General features: G+C 43.0%; 1 protein-coding gene and 3 pseudogenes. 3 read left to right on the top strand and 1 reads right to left on the bottom strand.

Annotated features, from left to right (window positions below):
* Positions 1-284: 284 nt before the first annotated feature.
* Positions 285-413: pseudogene (locus J582_RS26585) on the bottom strand (VF530 family DNA-binding protein); the annotation flags it as partial.
* A 59-nt stretch (positions 414-472) separates the two neighbouring features.
* On the opposite strand from J582_RS26585, the gene J582_RS24860 reads away from it, so the two are divergent.
* The 3 genes and pseudogenes from J582_RS24860 to J582_RS0105500 all read left to right on the top strand — a co-directional run.
* Positions 473-1,492 (top strand): IS481 family transposase, encoded by a 1,020-nt coding sequence (locus J582_RS24860; protein ID WP_050674840.1) that lies wholly within the window; start codon positions 473-475, stop codon positions 1,490-1,492.
* Positions 1,419-1,586, top strand: a pseudogene (locus J582_RS26580) (integrase core domain-containing protein); the annotation flags it as partial. The gene J582_RS24860 and the pseudogene J582_RS26580, both read left to right, overlap by 74 nt.
* Positions 1,587-1,643: 57 nt before the next feature.
* A pseudogene (locus tag J582_RS0105500) lies at positions 1,644-1,959 on the top strand (transposase); the annotation flags it as partial.

Below are 1,959 nucleotides of genomic sequence, written 5' to 3'. Positions count from 1 at the left end.
TTTGGAGCGGGAAACGAGACTCGAACTCGCGACCCCAACCTTGGCAAGAGTCACCGACATAAAATACACTAAATAACACAATTGGTACGTTAATAAACTCTATATATAACAGTTATATAGAGTTTTTATTTTGTGTGACGTAATTTAAGATGGGGTGGGGTACTTTTATTTTTGGTCACTAATTTATTGTGATAATCAACAATAATAACCAACATACATATGCTTAATCTAAAGGTATTTTACTGACTGGTATAATTTTATGATGAGAGGGGTGTTGCCTGAGGCTACGGTTTCTGTTTGGCCTTTTGGCGTAAGACGTACAAATATAAGCTTTCTACTTTTTCACGTGCCCATGGTATGGTACGCAAGAATCGTAATGATGATTTAACACTTGGGTCTATGCAAAAACATCTAGGTGTTTAGTCCCAGATTTTAATGGTGCAATATTCTCAGATAAATGGAAGGAAGCACTATGGGACAAGTTCTACACAGCAGCGCCACAACGACACAGGCAGTGCGTCGAGCAATACAAAATAGTCAAGAGAGCTTAAGAACGCTAGCCAAGCGTTACGGCATCAATCAAAAGACCGTCGCAAAATGGAAGAAACGTACTTCAGTAGATGATCTTACAACCGGCCCAAAGAATTCTCGCTCAAGCGTGTTATCGCCTGAAGATGAGGCGGCAATTGTTGCTTTTCGAAAACGCACTTTGTTGCCGCTAGACGATTGCCTTTATGCATTGCAGCCGAGTATTCCTTATCTGACACGCTCGTCGTTACACCGCTGCTTACAGCGGCATGGTATTTCACGACTGCCTGAGGTACAAGGTGATCGCCCTGTCAGGAAGCGCTTCAAGAGCTACCCCATTGGTTACTTTCATATCGACATCGCTGAGATGCAAACAGCACAGGGTAAGCTTTATCTCTTCGTTGCCATTGATCGCACTTCCAAGTTTGCGTTCACTGAATTGCATACTAAAGCCAGTAAGATGGCAGCCGCGGAGTTCATGCGCAATCTGGTTAAGGCTGTGCCCTATAGAATCCATACGGTGCTAACAGATAACGGCATCCAGTTCACGAACCGCACCTGTGATCGCTACGCCTCTGAGCACATCTTTGATCGGGTTTGTACTGAATGTGGCATTGAACATCGTCTTACCAAGGTTAAGCATCCATGGACCAATGGACAGGTCGAGAGGATGAACCGAACGATTAAAGAAGCTACTGTCAAACGGTTCCATTACGACGATCACACTCAGCTATGCATTCACCTTGCTGATTTTATTGCTGCATACAACTTCGGCCGCAGACTCAAAACACTCAGGGGCCTGACTCCCTACGAATTCATCTGCAAACAGTGGACAGATGAACCTGAACTTTTTAAAATTGATCCGATCCATCAAATGCCGGGACTAAACATATTTAAAAGCAGATTGGCAAGGTTTAGCAGATGTACAACTTGCGACACTAAACTGGGTAGATTGGTTCAATAAAAAGCGTGTACACAGTGCACTGGGTTATGTGTCGCCTTTTGAGTTTGAAGCAATGTACTATGATAAGATTAACCCGTTAGGTCAGGTGGCTTAACTTAAATAAAAAAGTCTCCGACAAAAATAAAAAAGTCTCCGACAAACCCGGTACGGTTCAGTTTATACCGATGGAGCTTATGACACCAAGCAATGCCGTCAGGTCATTGCAGATCGGCAAGGGCATGCGGTGATTCCACCTAGAAAAAATGCGAAACAATGGAAAGATACAAAGAGTAGCTCGCTAGAGCGAAATGAATTACTTAGAACAATTAAACGTTTAGGCAGGACACTATGGAAAAAATGGTCAGGCTATCATCGTCGAAGTTTGGTTGAAACTAAGATGCATTGCATCAAATTATTAGGAGATAAACTCAGTGCAAGGAGTTTTGATAGCCAAGTGAATGAGATCCATGCACGTGTAGCAGTCCTTA

The sequence above is a fragment of the Acinetobacter sp. 1566109 genome, from assembly GCF_000582255.1.
Taxonomy (GTDB): domain Bacteria; phylum Pseudomonadota; class Gammaproteobacteria; order Pseudomonadales; family Moraxellaceae; genus Acinetobacter; species Acinetobacter nosocomialis.
This window is presented reverse-complemented; position numbering and strand designations above follow the sequence as displayed.

Coding starts and splice junctions, on each gene's coding strand:
- J582_RS24860 (WP_050674840.1), top strand. CDS start 473: ATGGGACAAGTTCTACACAGCAGCGCCACAACGACACAGGCAGTGCGT.